Annotated in this window: 12 protein-coding genes and 1 tRNA gene; 6 read left to right on the top strand and 7 right to left on the bottom strand. The window is 62.9% G+C overall.

Features of this window, described 5'->3' with window-relative positions; translation table 11 throughout:
• Positions 1 to 14 precede the first annotated feature (14 nt).
• The 3 genes from FB466_RS07030 (at position 15) to gndA (ending at position 6,094) form a co-directional block, all read left to right on the top strand.
• A complete protein-coding gene (locus FB466_RS07030; RefSeq protein WP_141917169.1) occupies positions 15 to 1,694 on the top strand; it encodes an L-lactate permease in 1,680 nt (559 codons plus the stop codon).
• A gap of 1 nt (position 1,695) precedes the next feature.
• A complete protein-coding gene (locus tag FB466_RS07035) occupies positions 1,696 to 4,548 on the top strand; it encodes an FAD-binding and (Fe-S)-binding domain-containing protein (RefSeq protein ID WP_141917171.1) in 2,853 nt (950 codons plus the stop codon).
• Between the two features lie 94 nt (positions 4,549 to 4,642).
• Positions 4,643 to 6,094, top strand: a complete 1,452-nt coding sequence (gene gndA / locus FB466_RS07040; RefSeq protein WP_141917172.1) for an NADP-dependent phosphogluconate dehydrogenase — start codon at positions 4,643 to 4,645, stop codon at positions 6,092 to 6,094.
• Between the two features lie 239 nt (positions 6,095 to 6,333).
• On the opposite strand, the gene FB466_RS07045 is transcribed toward gndA, so the two are convergent.
• The 3 genes from FB466_RS07045 to FB466_RS07055 all read right to left on the bottom strand — a co-directional run bounded on the left by FB466_RS07045 (position 6,334) and on the right by FB466_RS07055 (position 8,853).
• The gene (locus FB466_RS07045) at positions 6,334 to 7,311 is read right to left on the bottom strand and encodes a ribose-phosphate diphosphokinase (protein ID WP_141917174.1); all 978 of its coding nucleotides are present in this window, start codon (positions 7,309 to 7,311) and stop codon (positions 6,334 to 6,336) included.
• Positions 7,312 to 7,314: 3 nt separating this feature from the next.
• On the bottom strand, positions 7,315 to 8,739 hold the full coding sequence (gene glmU / locus FB466_RS07050) for a bifunctional UDP-N-acetylglucosamine diphosphorylase/glucosamine-1-phosphate N-acetyltransferase GlmU (protein ID WP_141917175.1): 1,425 nt from the start codon (positions 8,737 to 8,739) through the stop codon (positions 7,315 to 7,317).
• Positions 8,740 to 8,781: 42 nt separating this feature from the next.
• Positions 8,782 to 8,853, bottom strand: a tRNA-Gln gene (locus FB466_RS07055).
• 79 nt (positions 8,854 to 8,932) lie between these two features.
• Here FB466_RS07055 and FB466_RS07060 point away from each other — a divergent pair.
• The 3 genes from FB466_RS07060 (at position 8,933) to FB466_RS07070 (ending at position 11,946) form a co-directional block, all read left to right on the top strand.
• Positions 8,933 to 9,436 (top strand): MarR family winged helix-turn-helix transcriptional regulator, encoded by a 504-nt coding sequence (locus FB466_RS07060; protein ID WP_141917177.1) that lies wholly within the window; start codon positions 8,933 to 8,935, stop codon positions 9,434 to 9,436.
• Positions 9,437 to 9,442: 6 nt separating this feature from the next.
• On the top strand, positions 9,443 to 10,030 hold the full coding sequence (locus tag FB466_RS07065; protein ID WP_141917179.1) for a YdeI/OmpD-associated family protein: 588 nt from the start codon (positions 9,443 to 9,445) through the stop codon (positions 10,028 to 10,030).
• Between the two features lie 104 nt (positions 10,031 to 10,134).
• The gene (locus FB466_RS07070) at positions 10,135 to 11,946 is read left to right on the top strand and encodes an ABC-F family ATP-binding cassette domain-containing protein (RefSeq protein WP_141917180.1); all 1,812 of its coding nucleotides are present in this window, start codon (positions 10,135 to 10,137) and stop codon (positions 11,944 to 11,946) included.
• 301 nt (positions 11,947 to 12,247) lie between these two features.
• On the opposite strand, the gene FB466_RS13870 is transcribed toward FB466_RS07070, so the two are convergent.
• The 4 genes from FB466_RS13870 to ilvC all read right to left on the bottom strand — a co-directional run bounded on the left by FB466_RS13870 (position 12,248) and on the right by ilvC (position 15,290).
• Positions 12,248 to 12,379, bottom strand: a complete 132-nt coding sequence (locus FB466_RS13870; RefSeq protein WP_281285162.1) for a hypothetical protein — start codon at positions 12,377 to 12,379, stop codon at positions 12,248 to 12,250.
• Positions 12,380 to 12,401: 22 nt separating this feature from the next.
• Positions 12,402 to 13,073 (bottom strand): DsbA family oxidoreductase, encoded by a 672-nt coding sequence (locus FB466_RS07075; protein ID WP_141917182.1) that lies wholly within the window; start codon positions 13,071 to 13,073, stop codon positions 12,402 to 12,404.
• 62 nt (positions 13,074 to 13,135) lie between these two features.
• Positions 13,136 to 14,068, bottom strand: coding sequence for a 4-(cytidine 5'-diphospho)-2-C-methyl-D-erythritol kinase (locus FB466_RS07080; RefSeq protein ID WP_141917183.1), 933 nt, complete (start codon positions 14,066 to 14,068; stop codon positions 13,136 to 13,138).
• A gap of 196 nt (positions 14,069 to 14,264) precedes the next feature.
• Positions 14,265 to 15,290: a ketol-acid reductoisomerase gene (ilvC, locus tag FB466_RS07085; RefSeq protein WP_141917185.1), complete on the bottom strand. Its 1,026-nt coding sequence runs from the start codon at positions 15,288 to 15,290 to the stop codon at positions 14,265 to 14,267.
• Positions 15,291 to 15,292: the final 2 nt, after the last annotated feature.

Genomic DNA, 15,292 nt, shown 5'->3' on the forward strand with positions numbered 1-15,292 from the left:
GACACCACTGAATCATGTTTGAACAACTTCTTGACCCCATATTTGGGTCACTCACACTCTCGGCAATCTGTGCAGCACTGCCGCTGCTCTTACTGTTTGTCCTACTCGGAGTTTTTCGAGTCAAAGCCCCCTACGCCGCGATCTCCGGCCTCGTTCTCTCGATAGTTCTGGCCATCGTTGGCTGGCAGATGCCCGCCACCCAGGCCCTCAGCGCTACAGCCGAGGGCATCTTCTACGGCCTCTTCCCCATCCTCTGGATCCTGGTCAACGCCCTCTGGATCTACCGGCTCACCCTGGCGACCGGCTGGTTTGAAGTGCTCGGCACCACCATTCGCACCATCTCAGATGACCTACGCGTGCTCTCGATCATCATCGCGTTCTGCTTCGGTGCGCTCCTGGAGTCACTCGCCGGCTTCGGCGCACCGGTCGCGATCTCCGCCGCCATGCTGATCGCCGCGGGCATGAAACCGCTCAAGGCCGCGATTGTCTCGCTGCTCGCCAACACCGCGCCGGTCGCATTCGGTGCGATGGGCGCTCCCATCATCGCCCTCGCGGGGGTGACCGGCCTGCCGATTGAAGACCTGGCCGCGATGGCCGGACGACAGACGCCGTTTATCGCGGTCATCATCCCCCTCGTTCTGGTCTTCATCGTGGACGGTAAACGGGGCGTCAAACAGACCTGGCCCATCGCGCTCGTGGCCGGCCTCGCGTTTGGTATCTCACAGTTCATCACGGCCAACTACTTTGCCGTTGAACTAACAGATGTGGTCGCCGCCGTGGTCACGGTCATCGCCGTACTCATCATGCTGCGCTTCTGGCAGCCCGCCGAGACCGTAAGCATTGTCTCGGACGACAACGAGGCCGAAAACCTCACCACACCGAGCCATGAAGACGCCCTTGCCCGGGCCGCCGGTCTCAGCACGGACAACACTCACGCGCTCCCAACCTCAACGGCCACGCGCACCTGGGGCGCCCTCGCCCCCTACCTCGCGATCATGGTGATCTTCTCGGTGGCCCAGATTCCGGCGATCAAAACGTGGCTCGCTGGCATCGGCTCGGTCACCTTCCAGTGGCCCGGACTCGACGTTGTGGATGCGAACGGCACCCCCGTCCCCGCCCAGATGTTCAAGCTCGACCACATCAAAGCCACCGGCACGCTCCTTCTTCTCTCCGGAATTGTCACCATGGCCATTTACGGCGTGGGCCTCAGACGAGCTCTGAAGGTCTACTGGGAGACACTCGTACAACTGCGCTGGACAATCGTCACGGTCACTGCCGTGCTTGGCCTCTCCTTCGTGATGAACCTGTCCGGTCAGACCGCGAGCCTCGGCTTCGCCCTCGCCGCGACCGGAGGCTTCTTCGCGCTGCTCTCCCCGCTGATTGGTTGGATTGGTGTGGCGCTCACCGGCTCCGATACCTCGTCCAACTCGCTCTTCGGCCTGCTCCAGGTCACGGCGGCGCAGCAGGCAGGACTCAGCCCCGTGCTCATGGCGGCATCAAACTCCTCCGCTGGGGTGCTCGGCAAGATGCTCTCGCTGCAAAATCTGGCGGTTGCCGCGGCAGCCGTGGGAATGCACGGCGCGGAAAGCACACTCTTCCGTAAGCTGATCGGGTGGAGCCTCGGCCTCCTGGCGTTCATGACTCTCCTGATCTTCCTGCAGTCAACCCCGATCCTCGGCTGGATGGTTCCGTAACATGTCCGCTCACTCCACCCCCACACGCACACTCCTGGACGAACTGCGCTCCGCAGTCGGTGACCCCGCGCAGGTCCGCACCCGCCCGATCGACCTGCACGCCAATGCCCACGACGCCTCGCACTTCCTCCTGATTCCGCAGGCCGTTGTCATCGCCGAGAACGCAGCCGATGTCGGGGAGCTGCTCCAGACGAGCGCCCGCCAGGGGGTGCCGCTCACGCTCCGCTCGGGTGGCACCAGCCTGAGCGGGCAATCCGTCACCGATGGCGTACTGGTGGATGTGCGGCGCAATTTCAAAAACATTGAGGTACTCGACAACGGTGCCCGCGTCCGGGTGCAACCTGGGGTAACAGTGCGCGCCCTGAACGCTCGCCTCGCGCGCTACGGCCGCAAACTGGGACCGGACCCGGCGAGCGAGGCCGCGTGCACAATCGGTGGCGTGGTGGCCAATAACTCCTCCGGGATGGCGTGCGGCACGGTTGATAACGCCTACAACACCCTCGAATCAGTCACCATTGTGCTGCCCAGCGGTACCGTCATCGACACGGGTGCCCGGGACGCTGAGGAACGCCTCACCGCCCTCGAACCTGCGCTCGTCGAGGGCTTACACCGTCTGGCCCAGCGAGTCAGAAATAACACGCAGTCCGTGGCCACCATCACCCACCAGTTCTCCATGAAGAACACGATGGGCTACGGCCTCAACTCGCTGCTCGATTTTGACCGAGCCGTCGATATGCTCGCCCACCTCGTCGTGGGCTCCGAGGGAACGCTCGGCTTCATCGCCGAGGCCGTTTTTCGGACCGTACCCAAGGCCACCTTCGCCTCGTCTGGGCTGCTCATCTTTGACAGTCTGGAGGCAGCCAATAGCTCACTGCCCGCGCTCGTTGACTCGGGGGCGGCAACGCTTGAACTCCTGGATGCGCTCTCGCTGAAAATCGGACAGCAGGCCCCCGACGCTCCCCTCGCCATCCGCGGCCTCCCTGTGGAGCAACACGCCGCGCTACTCGTGGAGTACCAGGCAGAACAGGCCGAGCACCTAGCCGAACTCCAGGCGGGCGGCGACGCTCTGATGCCCACGCTGGGACTCTCCACCCCCGCCACGTTCAGCACCGATGCGAGCGTCCGTGCCGATCTGTGGCACCTGCGCAAGGGCCTCTACACAACCGTGGCCGGAGCGCGCCCCACCGGCACAACCGCCCTGCTGGAGGATGTGGTCGTTCCTGTGGCTTCCCTCGCCCACACCTGCACCGAGCTGATCGGACTCTTTGACCGGTACCACTACGAGAACAGCGTCATCTTCGGCCACGCCAAGGACGGCAATGTTCACTTTATGCTGACCGACGGGTTCGTTGAGCGGGAGCAGGTTGAGCGCTACGCGGCCTTCACCGAAGACCTGGTTGACCTCATCCTCGGCGAGGGCGGCTCGCTCAAGGCTGAACACGGCACTGGGCGGGTAATGGCCCCCTACGTACGCCGACAATACGGCGACGAACTCTACGATGTGATGCGCCAAATCAAAGTTCTCTGCGACCCGAACGGGATGCTCAACCCCGGCGTCCTCCTGGACGATGACCCGGAGGCCCACCTGCGTCATATCAAGACACCGTTGCCCGTCAATGAAGAGGTTGATCGCTGTGTGGAGTGCGGCTATTGCGAACCCGTCTGCCCAAGCCGTAACCTCACGCTCACCCCCCGCCAGCGCATCGTGACCCTGCGTGCGATCGAACAATCAAAGATTGACGGGGATACCGCGCTCACCACAAGCCTCACCCGCGACTACACTTACGGAGCCGTGCAAACCTGCGCCGTTGACGGCATGTGCCAGACCGCCTGCCCCGTGCAGATCAACACGGGCAACCTGGTGAAACACTTCCGCCGCGAGGAGGTGAACGGCGTGGCGCAGGGTGTGTGGAACGCGGCCGCCACGAACTGGGGCACCGTCACTCGGGTCGCGGGGACAGCCCTCAACGTGGTCGAGAAAATCCCCCTCCCCCTCATCACACCACCCAATGCGATTGCCCGCGCGGTCCTGGGCGCTGACACCGTTCCCCGGTACTCCGCCGAACTACCCGGCGGCGGAAAGTCGCGCACACGTCCCGCCCCTGCTGCAAATACCGCGGTCGATGCCGTCTACATGCCCGCGTGCGTCAATACCATGTTTGGCCCAGCCAACGGGGCCGACGGAAAACCGGGCCCCGGGGTCCAGCTGAGCTTTGAACAGTTGTGCGCCAGGGTGGGCCTCACCCTGTTCGTACCCGAAAACATTAACGATTTGTGCTGCGGTACCCCGTGGTCGTCGAAGGGTCTCTCGCGCGGCCAACGCACCATGCAAGAGCGCACGCTACAGTCGCTTCGCGAGGCCAGCCGGGATGGCGAGCTCACCATTATCTGCGACGCCTCCTCGTGCACCGAGGGGCTGCTACACGCGGTCGAAAAGGAGAACGCGACCTCCGACCGACCGCTGCGCATCGTTGATGCCGTAGACTTTGTCGCCGAACGCGTACTTCCCCTCCTTCCGGAGCACGGAAAGATGGAGCGCCTCGTCATCCACCCCACCTGCTCATCCACCCGGATGGGGGGAAACGACGCCCTCAGCATCGTGGCCCGTGCCGTAGCCACCGACGTTGTCGTGCCAGAAGACTGGGGCTGCTGCGCTTTTGCTGGTGATCGCGGAATGCTGCACCCCGAACTCACCGCGTCGGCCACCGCAGCTGAGGCTGCCGAGGTCGCCACACTGGATGCCTCGGCCCACGCCTCGTGCAACCGCACCTGCGAGCTCGGGATGACCCGCGCCACGGGCGAGCAGTACCACCACGTATTGGAGCTGCTCAACCAGCTCAGCAGATCGGAGTAGCACCCGCCGCTCACACGTCCAGCACCGCACGGGATAATCTAGAGGTTGGCTGCGCGCAATACGCACGCGCTCTCACGCACTTCAAGGAGGCACCATGGCGGACAACGCCACCCACGCAACAGCAAACATTGGCGTCGTCGGCCTGGCCGTTATGGGCAGCAACCTGGCCCGCAACCTCGCGAGCCGTGAGGGCAATACCGTTGCTGTCTTTAACCGCTCCCCCGAACGCACCCGCTCCCTCGTGTCGGAGCATCCGGAGGCTGGCTTCGTCGCCAGCGAAACCATTGAAGAGTTCGTGGCCTCCCTGAGCACGCCCCGCACCGCGATTATCATGGTGCAGGCTGGCAGCGGCACCGATGCCGTGATCGACCAGCTCACCGCACTTTTTGAACCGGGCGACATCATCGTGGACGGTGGCAACGCACTGTTCACCGACACTATTCGTCGAGAGAAGACCGTCAGCGCCACCGGGGTTCACTTTGTGGGTGCTGGGATCTCCGGCGGAGAAGAGGGCGCGCTCAAGGGTCCGAGTATCATGCCCGGCGGCTCCGCCGAGTCCTACACAACCCTCGGCCCCATCCTCTCTTCGATCGCCGCTGTGGTAGATGGCGTACCCTGCGTGACCCACGTGGGTACCGACGGGGCCGGCCACTTTGTGAAGATGATCCACAACGGCATTGAGTATGCCGATATGCAGCTCATCGCGGAGGCCTACGACCTACTGCGCAATACGGGCGGCCTCACCCCCGCCGAGATTGGTGAAGTTTTTGCCGAGTGGAACCGCGGCGAACTCGAAAGCTACCTGATTGAGATCACCGCCGAGGTACTTAAGCAGGTGGATGCCACGACGGGCAAACCGTTCGTAGACATTGTCGTGGATGCCGCAGGCCAGAAGGGCACCGGCACCTGGACTGTCCAGGCCGCCCTCGATCTTGGCACCCCCGTCTCGGGCATCGCCGAGGCCGTCTTCGCCCGTGGACTCTCCTCACACCCCGAGCAGCGTCGGGCCGCCGCCGGTCTACCCGGCCCCGCACCGCTCGGCGCGATCACGGACCGTGCAGCCTTTGTCGAGGATGTCCGCCTCGCGCTGTACGCCTCCAAGATCGTGGCCTACTCGCAGGGCTTCGACATCATCGTCGCCGGTGCTGAGAAATACGGCTGGGATATCAGGAAGGGCGACATCGCAAAGATCTGGCGCGGTGGCTGCATCATTCGTGCCCAGTTCCTCAACCGGATCACCGAGGCCTACGACGAGAACCCGGGTCTGGTGGCGCTCATCACGGCACCCTACTTCACCGAGGCCGTCGCCCGAGCCCAGGAATCTTGGCGTCGCGTCGTCGCGGGAGCGGCCCAGTCCGGCATCCCCGCCCCCGGGTTCTCCTCCTCGCTCGCCTACTATGACGGCCTGCGTGCCGAGCGTCTGCCCGCGGCTCTCATCCAGGGCCAGCGCGACTTCTTCGGGGCACACACCTACGGCCGGGTGGACGCTCCCGGCGTCTTCCACACCCTGTGGAGCGGCGACCGCACCGAGATTACGCTGAGCTAAGCTCCAGCAAGGCGACGCCCGAGAGGATGCGCGGATGGCTTTCCCACTGAAAGACTCGCGTCGCATCGTCGTGACGGCGTCGCCTATCGCTGGCACCTTCGGGGGAAACCCACATATTCGCAGGCAGTAGGTGCCACCGTACTGGCTCGCGGTTGGGACCCGGCAGACCCCGGCCCCACCCTGCGAATGAGTCCGTCATCCGCAGGGTGGGGCCGGGGTCGCCAGCGAGTCTCTACCGGCTACGCGGCACCATCAAACATTGACGTGACAGAGCCGTCTTCGAAAACTTCGTGGATGGCCCGGGCAATCAGCGGGGCAATCGAGAGCACCTCCAGCTTGTCGAAACGCTTCTCCGCGGGGATGGGCAGGGTGTCGGTGACCACAACCGAGTCAATGAAGTCGGAACTCAACATCTCGACGGCCGGGTCGGAGAAAATCGCGTGGGTCGCAGCAATCACCACTCCCCTGGCACCGGCGAGCTTCAGGGCTTCGGCGGCACTCGCAATGGTGCGGCCCGTATCGATCATGTCGTCAACGAGCAGACACCAGCGGTCTTTCACATCTCCGACGATCTCGTGCACGCTGACCTGGTTGGGTACAAGCGGGTCACGCCGCTTGTGGATGATCGCGAGGGGGGCACCCAGCTTGTCACTCCAGATGTCGGCGACACGCACACGGCCCATATCGGGGGAAACCACCGTGAGGGTGTCGGCGTCCAGTTTCTCGCGGAAGTGTTCCAGCAGGACCGGCATGGCGAAGAGGTGATCAACGGGACCGTCAAAGAAACCCTGAATCTGCGCGGCGTGCAGATCGACCGACATGATGCGGTCGGCACCGGCGGCCTTAAACAGGTCGGCAATCAGACGAGCAGAGATAGGCTCACGACCGCGGCCCTTCTTATCCTGGCGTGAGTACGGATAGAACGGCGCAACAACCGTGATGCGCTTGGCGGAGGCGCGCTTGAGAGCATCAACCATAATGAGCTGCTCCATCACCCACTCGTTGATAGGGTGCGTGTGAGACTGGATCACAAACGCATCGCAGCCGCGAACACTCTCGTCAAAACGTGCATAGATCTCGCCGTTGGCGAAGGTGCGGGCGTCGGTGTGAACAAGTTCAGACCCCAGCTCACTCGCGATACGCTCCGCGAGCTCGGGGTACCCCCGGCCCGAAACAAGGACAAGCTTCTTCTGGCCGTTGACTTTAATTCCCGACAATTTTTATTCTCCGCTTTTCTCGGCCGCTTGAGCCGTGTCTGTGCCTGGTCGGTTCTGAGCCACCCAGCCCTCAAGATTTCGCTGTGGTGCAACGTTCACCGCGAGCGACCCGGACGGTACGTTCTTGCGAACGACCGTTCCGGCCCCCGTGTACGCCCCGTCACTAATTGTAACGGGTGCCACCAAGACATTTTTCGAACCGATGCGCACGTGAGAGCCCACCTCGGTGTGGTGTTTCTGCACGCCATCGTAGTTAGCGACGATCGTACCGGCACCAACGTTGGTCCCCTCGCCGATCGTGGCATCGCCAACGTAACTGAGGTGTGGGACCTTGCTTCCGGCACCGATCGTGGTGTTCTTCGTTTCTACATAGGCCCCAATCTTGCCGCCCTCCCCCAGGATGGTGCCGGGGCGCAGGAACGAGTAGGGGCCAACGGTCGCCCCGTCGCCAATGACGGCGAGCTGTGCGTCGGTGCGACGCACCCGAGCGTCTCGGCCCACCTCACAGTCAATCAGGCTCGTGTCCGGGCCGATAACCGAACCGGCACCCACGACAGTGGCGCGCAGGATCTGGGTTCCGGGCAGCAGAGTGACGTCCTCGGCAAGCTGGGCGTCCTTATCGATCCAGGTGCTGGCCGCATCCTGCACCGTCACACCGTTGAGCTGCCAGTGCCGGATGATACGAGCGTTCAACTCATGCGCCGCCGCCGCCAGCTGGGCCCGGTCGTTGATACCGGCCACCAGCCAGTGATCGGTAATCGCGACGGCCTGAATGCGGCCACCCGCTGCGAGAATCTCACCCGCGGTATCCGTGAGGTATTTCTCCTGCTGGGCGTTGTCGGTGCTCACGCGGGCCAGGGCGTGGTCAAGGGCCGCGCGCTCAAAGATGTAAACGCCCGCGTTGATCTCGACAATGGCCCGCTGCTCGGCAGTGGCGTCCTTCTGCTCCACGATGCCCACAAAGCTGCCAGAGTCTGAGCGAAGAATACGCCCCATCCCCGCAGGGTCGCCCACGACGGTGCTGAGTAGAGTGAGCGCGTTACTCTGGGCCAGATGAGCCTCCACCAACTCTCTCACGGCCGCCTCACTCAACAGGGGTACATCGCCACTCAACACCACCACGTGCCCCGTAAACTCCGCCGGTAGGACCGCAACAGCGACCTCAACCGCACGCCCCGTACCGGGGACCTCGTCCTGATCCACGATGATCGCTGAGGGCAGGTGCTCTGTAATCGCTGCCGAAACCTGATCGCGCTCATGTCGGACGACCGCCACAATGTGGGCTGGGTTGAGCTGGATGGCCGTATCAAGTACGTGCCCAATCAGCGGCTGACCGGCAAGAGGATGGAGAACTTTCGGAAGGGATGAACGCATCCGCGTTCCCTGTCCGGCAGCCAGAATGACAACTGCAAGCTGGCTATTCGGCATCAAATACCTCCGCGCTAGGTGTGCTGAACTGATCTTTGTGCGCTCCGCCGCCAGGATTCGAACCTGGACCGAACAGCTCCAAAGGCTGCCGTGCTGCCGTTACACTACGGCGGACCGTACCCGATCGTGTCAGGCACAGGGATAAGTCTGCCAGAAAGATGAGCAGAAGTTGAACACCGGGGATAATGGTCGCATGAGAGATAACGATGAGGTAGACCTAATCGTCGAAGCCTGGGCCCGCGCACGACCCGATCTCACCTTTGATCCGCTTCATGTGCTCTCCCGTGTGACGCGAATCGCAAAACATTTCAACCGCATCCGTCAGAATGCCTTCAACAAGTCTGAGTTGGACTCCTGGGAGTTTGACGTACTGGCTGCCCTCCGCCGGGAGGGTCCCCCGTTTGCACTCAGCCCCAAGCGGCTTGTATCGGCCACCATGGTGTCAAGCGGCACCATGACCAACCGCATCGACCGGATGGCGGAGCGCGGCCTCGTCTCCCGACTCACCGACCCCAACGACGGCCGCGGCGTCCTCGTCAAGATGACTCCCGCGGGTCTCACTCGCGTGGATGCCGCGATTACACGCCTGGTCGATGCCGAGGAGGCTCTGCTGGGAGGCCTCACCCACACCGAGCAGGCGCGTCTCGGCACGCTGCTGCGTAAGCTCCGCATCAGCTTCGATGCCACGGATCTCTAGGCCGCGATGACTCCCGCACCCGCCGCCGAGATTGTCCCCTTTATCGTGCCCAACGTCGCCGCCTGGCGGGCCTGGCTCGACGCGCACGAAGACGATACCGAGGCCGGCGTCTGGCTGGTGCTCGCCAAGAAGGGAGTTACCACGCCAACCTCGCTCACCTACGCCGAGGCCCTCGACGAGGCGCTGTGCAGCGGCTGGATCGACGGCCAGAAGCGCAGCCGAGACGAGGCCACGTTTATGCAGCGGTTCACGCCGCGCCGCCCGCGCAGCATCTGGTCCGAGCGCAACGTGGGCCACACCGCGCGACTCATTGCAGAGCGCCGGATGCGTGATCGCGGTCACGCCGAGATCGCCACGGCCCAGTCTGACGGCCGGTGGGAACGCGCCTACAAGGGGTCTGCCACAATCGAGGTTCCAGCGGAGCTTGCGGCGGCCCTCGCGGCCTCCCCCACCGCGGCCGCACACTTCGAGACGCTCAGCGGAGCCAATCGGTATGCGTTTCTCCACCGGGTCACGATCGGTCGCACCGCAGAGGCCCGGCAGCGCACCGCAGAGCGGCTCGTGAAGCGCCTCGAACTCGGCACCCCGTACTAAATTACCCCACCCGCGTCGTCCTGCGTGGCCGCACGCCCCCTCATCCAACTGCCTCGGGCCGGGCAACGGCTGCACCGGCCGTCAATCAACGGTAGCCTCGTGGGGTGGCACATCTACTCGGCGCAGAAAACCTTCACCTCGAATACCCCACGAGGATCATCTTTGACGCCGTAACAATCGGGGTGAACGAGGGCGACCGCATCGGTATTGTGGGTCGCAACGGCGACGGTAAGTCCACCCTCCTCTCCCTTCTCTCGGGCCGTATCCAACCGGATGGCGGTCGCGTCACCGTGCGCGGCGGCGTCCGCATCGGGATGCTCGACCAGAGCGATGTCCTCGACCCCACCCTCACGGTGGGGCAGGCCATCGTCGGCGACACCGAGGAGTACATCTGGGCGGGTGACCCACTCATTCGCGATGTGATTGACGGTCTCATCCGCGACATTCCCTGGGACTCTGTGATCGGTTCCCTCTCCGGCGGCCAGCGCCGCCGTGTTGCCCTCGCCGCACTCCTCGTGGGTGATTGGGACTGCGTTTTTCTTGATGAGCCCACCAACCACCTCGATGTGGAGGGCATCGCTTGGCTCGCCGAGCACCTCAAAAACCGTTGGGGTCGCACCTCGGGTGGGCTACTCGTTGTGACGCACGACCGGTGGTTCCTGGACGAGGTGTGTAACGCCACCTGGGAAGTACACGACCGCATTATCGAGCCCTTCGAGGGTGGCTACGCGGCCTATATCCTTCAGCGCGTCGAACGCGACCGGATGGCATCCGCCTCCGAGGCCAAGCGTCAAAACCTCATGCGCAAAGAGCTCGCCTGGCTGCGCCGCGGAGCCCCGGCCCGCACGGCAAAACCCAAGTTCCGCATTGATGCCGCCAACCAGCTGATCGAAAACGAACCCCCCGCACGCAACACAGTACAGCTCAGCCAGATGGCCACCTCCCGCCTCGGCAAAGACGTGGTAGACATCCTCGACGTGGGCGTATCCTACGGCGATAAGCAGGTGCTACGCGACGTCGAATGGCGCATCGCGCCCGGTGAGCGCACGGGCATTCTGGGTGTGAACGGGGCAGGCAAGAGCACCCTGCTCGGCCTCATCACGGGGGAGGTCCAGCCCACCACGGGCCGCGTCAAGCACGGCAAGACCGTCAAGGTCGCAACTCTCAGTCAGGAACTCGCCGAACTCGTCGAGCACGCCAACGACCGGGTGAGTGATGTGGTGGCGCTCAAACGCACGAGCTACGTCACGGGCGGCAAAGAGATGACGCCCAGCCAACTACTCGAACGTCTCGGCTTCTCCAGTGCCCAGCTGCAAACCCCGGTGAAAGACCTTTCGGGTGGCCAACGCCGTCGCCTTCAGTTGCTCCTCATCTTGCTTGACGAACCCAATGTGTTGGTGCTCGATGAGCCATCCAACGATCTGGACACCGATATGCTGGCCGCGATGGAGGACCTGCTCGATTCCTGGCCGGGTACCCTCATCGTTGTCTCGCACGACCGCTACCTGATGGAGCGCGTCACCGACCAGCAATATGCCATCTTTGACGGCCAGCTGCGTCATCTACCCGGGGGTGTAGACCAGTACCTCGCGCTCCGCAAGCAGACAGAGGATGCCTCAACCGCCCCCTCCGCTTCCCTCGCAGCTTCCTCGTCCACCCCCGGCAACACAGTCCCCGCGCCCACTGGTTCCCTCGGTGGCGCGGAGAAACGTAACGCCGAGAAGGAACTCTCTGCGACCGAGCGGAAGATCGCCAAGCTGGGCGAGACCCTCACCGCCACCCAGCTACGCCTGGCTACGCACGACCAGGGCGACTATGCGGGCCTCAACCTGATCATGCAGGAGACAACTGCGTTGGAGTCCACCATCGCCGAGTTGGAGGAGAGCTGGCTGGAGTTATCAGAGCTACTAGGCTAGCCCAGTCCATCACCCCACGGGCCTTCGGGGACACCGATCTGGATGCCCTTGCGGTCACGGGCCCCTCGTCTGATACAGCAACAAACACGAATCGGTCAGATATGTGCATCTTCTGACCCGCCGTTTCTTCCCCGGCAGCCCGCTACAACAAACGACTCAGGTAACTGGCTAACACCAGGCATCAAGTCTTCTCCCATTGACAGCAACAGATCCGGCAGGGTTGGGAAACAGTCTGAACGTGCGGGAACGTTGCGCACGCTCAAACTGTCCCTACCTCTCCCCTGCCCACGACATCGCTCATCTAAAGCGAGCATGATCCCCCGCCGCAGCATCCGCCCTCGTTATCGTCCGACGGGTTCTGGTTCAACAGGGTGAGAAGCTGCGGTCTTGGCTCGATTCCTTCCTCAACCACGGCCACATCTGCAACCAGCATTTCGTGATTATCGTCTCTCATATCAATCCTGCTCCCCCACCTGGCCCGTACTAATCTGCTCAAGAACCCCCCGAAAGGCGGCGGACTCCTGTGCCCCCGAGACCCCGTATGCACTGTTAAAGACAAAGAACGGCACGCCATTGATACCATAGCCCCGCGCCTGATCAATATCCGCCTGCACATCATCGGCGAACTCTCCGCCTTCTAGCGCGGCGCGTGCTGCCTCAGTATCGAGGCCAACATCGGCGGCCAGAGCGACAAGATCGTCGATGCGACCCACGTGACGACCCTCCTCAAAATAGGCCCGCAGTAGGCGCTCCTTGAGCTCTCGCTGACGTCCTTGACTCTTCGCGAAGTGCAGCAGCTCGTGAGCTTTGAGCGTCTTGGTATGTTGCAACGCGTCAAAGTCGTAAGAAAGGCCAACGCTCGATGCGACCCCTGTCACGTGGTCGAGCATCTGCGTCACCCGCTCAGCCGACATCCCTTTGTGCCCGGCCAGGAAATCGACCTCGGTCCCCTCAAAATCGGTCGGAGTGTCCGGAGCAAGCTCAAAGCTGTGATACTCAACCTCAACTGGGACGCTCGCATCCGACGCCGCAAAGCCCGCCAGGGCCTCCTCAAACCGCCGCTTGCCGATGTAGCACCAGGGACACGCAATATCGGACCAAATATCAACCTTAATCGTTTCTGCCATACCAGGCTCAACTCGGGAAGCCGATTTTCCATTCCGCACCGGTGGCAGAAACTATCACAGCGTTAGAGAACGACCCGCGCACCCGGAGCGGGGCTTGTCACCCGCAGCGCATGATGTCCACGCAGGCTCAGAGCCACCTGCAAATCAATCGCAGACTCGGAATCGGCCGTCAAGAAGGCGACGGTAGGCCCAGAGCCCGAAACAATTCCGGCGAGAGCACCGTTACCCTCGCCCAGCTCCAGGGTGTCTACCAGCTCAGGTGCCATCTGCAGCGCAGCAGCCTGGAGGTCATTCTGAATGCAGTCAGCCAGCATTTCAGGATTTCCAGCCCGCAACGACTGCAAAACAAAGCTGTCCACCACGGGTTTCACCGGGGCCGGGGTGATCGCCCCCGTATGCCGGATACGGTGCTGGTCTAATTCCCGATACACCGCGGGCGTACTCAGCCCACGGTCCGAAGGAACCAGCACCCAGTGAAAATTTCCCTGGGCAAGCGCGGGACTTAACTCGTCACCGCGCCCCGTTCCTACCGCAGTTCCGCCCATGAGCGCAAAGGGCACATCTGCACCCAGCTGTGCGGCGAGCTCGTGCAGTTCCTCTCGACTCACCCGGGTTTGCCAGAGGGCATCACAGGCAACGAGCGTGGCAGCGGCATCCGCTGAACCCCCGCCCATACCGCCAGCGATGGGCACGTTCTTCTCAATACGCAGACGAACACCACCCGTGTAGCCCGTATGCGCTGCCAGGAGACGCGCCGCGCGAAGAGCAAGGTTTGAGTCATCCACTTCCAACTCGGAGGTGTCGATGGGACCACCAAACTCCACCGTGAAGTTAGGATCCGCCCTGGCCCAGACGTCCTCAAAGAGAGACACCGCCTGGTAGGCAGAGGCAACCTCGTGGTAACCATCATCCATCACGGACCCCACCCGAAAATACAGGTTGAGCTTTCCCGGGGCGCGCACGTGTACCGTCGGCGCAGACAAGGCTGGACTCATATACCCAACCTAACCCACCGGGATACCCGAACCTGACCGCCACGTGTACCCGCGTCTGAATAGCAACCGTGTGAACAGGGAAAACCCGGTACCGCCACCCAAGGGTGGCGGTACCGGGCGAAGTTCGAGGAGATCACGTGCCGCACGGTCTCGACCGAAGGCAGATACCCACAGAAGAGACGCGCCGAGCCGCTACCTAGCGGGCTGCGCTTCCATCGGTGTAGTCGGCATCCTGCTGCTTCCAGGCAAAGAGGGCACGCAGTTCGCGGCCGGTGGCCTCGATCGGGTGAGCCTCGGCTGTGGCGCGAAGAGCCTTGAACTCCGGCCCACCGGCATCCTGGTCATCAATGAAGCGCTGAGCGAAGGCTCCCGTCTGGATATCCTTCAGCACCGCCTGCATATTCTCCTTGACCGAGGGATCGATCACACGGGGGCCAGAAACGTAGTCACCGTACTCGGCGGTGTCGGAGACGCTCCAGCGCTGCTTGGCGATGCCACCCTCCCACATCAGATCCACAATGAGCTTGAGCTCGTGCAGAACCTCAAAGTACGCAATCTGAGGCTGATAGCCTGCCTCGGTGAGGGTCTCAAAACCGTACTGCACCAGCTGCGAGACACCACCACAGAGCACAGCCTGCTCGCCGAATAGATCGGTCTCAGTCTCCTCAGTGAAGGTGGTTTTGATCCCACCCGCACGCAGCCCGCCGATGGCTTTGGCGTAGCTCCAGGCGAGGTCCCAGGCGTGACCCGAGGCGTCCTTTTCAACAGCAACGATGACGGGAACGCCACGTCCTGCCTCAAACTCGCGACGTACGGTGTGACCGGGTCCCTTCGGGGCGACCATGAATACGTCCACACCCTCGGGTGCCTCGATGTAGCCAAAACGGATGTTGAAGCCGTGACCGAAGACGAGCGCCTTGCCGTCCGCGAGCTGGTCTTTGATGGACTCCGCGTAGATGGTGCGCTGGTACTGGTCGGGGGCGAGAATCACGATCACATCGGCCCAGGCCGCAGCATCAGCCACATTCTTGACGGTGAAACCGGCCTCCTCCGCCTTAACAATCGACGTCGAACCGTCCTTCAGGCCGACAACAACCTCGACGCCCGAATCGCGCAGGTTGAGCGCGTGGGCGTGCCCCTGCGAGCCGTAGCCGATAACGGCAACTTTCTTGCCCTGGATAAGCGACAAGTCGGCGTTGTCATCGTAGTGAATCTCAGTCACGA

Origin of the sequence: Klugiella xanthotipulae (assembly GCF_006716695.1) — a bacterium.
GTDB lineage: Bacteria > Actinomycetota > Actinomycetes > Actinomycetales > Microbacteriaceae > Klugiella > Klugiella xanthotipulae.

Bases quoted from the DNA above. Each gene is read 5' to 3' on its own strand.
- FB466_RS07060 (WP_141917177.1), top strand. From the start codon at position 8,933: ATGAGAGATAACGATGAGGTAGACCTAATCGTCGAAGCCTGGGCCCGC.
- FB466_RS07080 (WP_141917183.1), bottom strand. From the start codon at position 14,068: ATGAGTCCAGCCTTGTCTGCGCCGACGGTACACGTGCGCGCCCCGGGA.
- gndA (WP_141917172.1), top strand. From the start codon at position 4,643: ATGGCGGACAACGCCACCCACGCAACAGCAAACATTGGCGTCGTCGGC.
- FB466_RS07030 (WP_141917169.1), top strand. From the start codon at position 15: ATGTTTGAACAACTTCTTGACCCCATATTTGGGTCACTCACACTCTCG.
- FB466_RS13870 (WP_281285162.1), bottom strand. From the start codon at position 12,379: ATGCTGGTTGCAGATGTGGCCGTGGTTGAGGAAGGAATCGAGCCAAGA.
- glmU (WP_141917175.1), bottom strand. From the start codon at position 8,739: ATGCCGAATAGCCAGCTTGCAGTTGTCATTCTGGCTGCCGGACAGGGA.
- FB466_RS07075 (WP_141917182.1), bottom strand. From the start codon at position 13,073: ATGGCAGAAACGATTAAGGTTGATATTTGGTCCGATATTGCGTGTCCC.
- FB466_RS07035 (WP_141917171.1), top strand. From the start codon at position 1,696: ATGTCCGCTCACTCCACCCCCACACGCACACTCCTGGACGAACTGCGC.
- FB466_RS07065 (WP_141917179.1), top strand. From the start codon at position 9,443: ATGACTCCCGCACCCGCCGCCGAGATTGTCCCCTTTATCGTGCCCAAC.